1 rRNA gene is annotated in these 1684 nt (G+C 54.6%); it reads left to right on the forward strand.

What is annotated here, in order from left to right:
• Positions 1-1608, forward strand: a 23S ribosomal RNA gene (locus ACFQRJ_RS00015); the annotation flags it as partial.
• Positions 1609-1684 lie beyond the last annotated feature (76 nt).

Raw genomic sequence — 1684 nt, forward strand, 5'->3', positions numbered from 1 at the left:
TCGATGGACATCGGGTTGATATTCCCGAACCGATCGTAGGAGGACCCATACCGAGGCAGCTGATGCTAACCACCCGAGCTGTCGCCATGCCCTTCGGGGTGTGGCAGATGGTGAGGCTGGGAACCAAGGCTGTAGTAGGTCAGCGCAGGGGATGACGCAGAGAGGTAGCTTCCGCGGACTTAATGGAATAGTCCGTCCAAACGAGCAGCCCGAGCACCGGTAATGCGGTGCCGTATTGGGTGAGACGTGATGGGGATCCCGTAGGGGCGAAGGTGAGTGATCCTGTACTGCCTAGAAAAGTTCCGGCGTGACGAATACGGTCGCCCGTACCCGAAACCGACTCAGGTGATCAGGTAGAGAATACCGAGGCGTTCGAGAGAATCGTGGTTAAGGAACTCGGCAAAATGCCCCCGTAACTTCGGGAGAAGGGGGGCCCGAGAGGTGAGAGCCTTGAGGGCCGCAGAGACCAGGGAGAAGCGACTGTTTACTAAAAACACAGGTCCGTGCGAAGTTGTAAAACGCTGTATACGGACTGACGCCTGCCCGGTGCTGGAAGGTTAAGAGGACCGGTTAGATCTTCGGATCGAAGCTGAGAATTTAAGCCCCAGTAAACGGCGGTGGTAACTATAACCATCCTAAGGTAGCGAAATTCCTTGTCGGGTAAGTTCCGACCTGCACGAATGGCGTAACGACTTCTCCACTGTCTCAACCGCGAACTCGGCGAAATTGCATTACGAGTAAAGATGCTCGTTACGCGCAGCAGGACGGAAAGACCCCGGGACCTTTACTACAGTTTGATATTGGTGTTCGGGACGGCTTGTGTAGGATAGGTGGGAGACTGGGAAGCATTCACGCCAGTGAGTGTGGAGTCATTGTTGAAATACCACTCTGGTCGTTCTGGATTCCTAACCTCGGTCCGTGATCCGGATCAGGGACAGTGTCTGATGGGTAGTTTAACTGGGGCGGTTGCCTCCTAAAGAGTAACGGAGGCGCTCAAAGGTTCCCTCAGCCTGGTTGGCAATCAGGTGTTGAGTGTAAGTGCACAAGGGAGCTTGACTGCGAGACAGACATGTCGGGCAGGTGCGAAAGCAGGAACTAGTGATCCGGCACCTCATTGTGGAATGGGTGTCGCTCAACGGATAAAAGGTACCCCGGGGATAACAGGCTGATCTTGCCCAAGAGCTCATATCGACGGCATGGTTTGGCACCTCGATGTCGGCTCGTCGCATCCTGGGGCTGGAGTTGGTCCCAAGGGTTAGGCTGTTCGCCTATTAAAGCGGTACGCGAGCTGGGTTTAGAACGTCGTGAGACAGTTCGGTCCCTATCCGCTGCGCGCGTTGGATATTTGAGAAGTCCTGTCCCTAGTACGAGAGGACCGGGATGGACTGACCTCTGGTGTGCCAGTTGTTCTGCCAAGAGCATGGCTGGTTGGCTACGTCGGGAAGGGATAACCGCTGAAAGCATCTAAGCGGGAAGCCTGCTTCAAGATGAGATATCCATACACTTTTGTGTGAGAGGCCCCCAGTAGATGACTGGGTTGATAGGCCAGATGTGGAAGCACGGCAACGTGTGGAGCTGACTGGTACTAATGGCCGATGACTTATCAACACATTTTTTGGTTGTTTGCTGTGTTCGCGTCCACTGTGTGGTTCTGAAGAGACAACCCCGCCATGTGCCCCGGTTT

This window comes from Brachybacterium sp. GCM10030252 (genome assembly GCF_042666535.1).
Lineage (GTDB): Bacteria > Actinomycetota > Actinomycetes > Actinomycetales > Dermabacteraceae > Brachybacterium.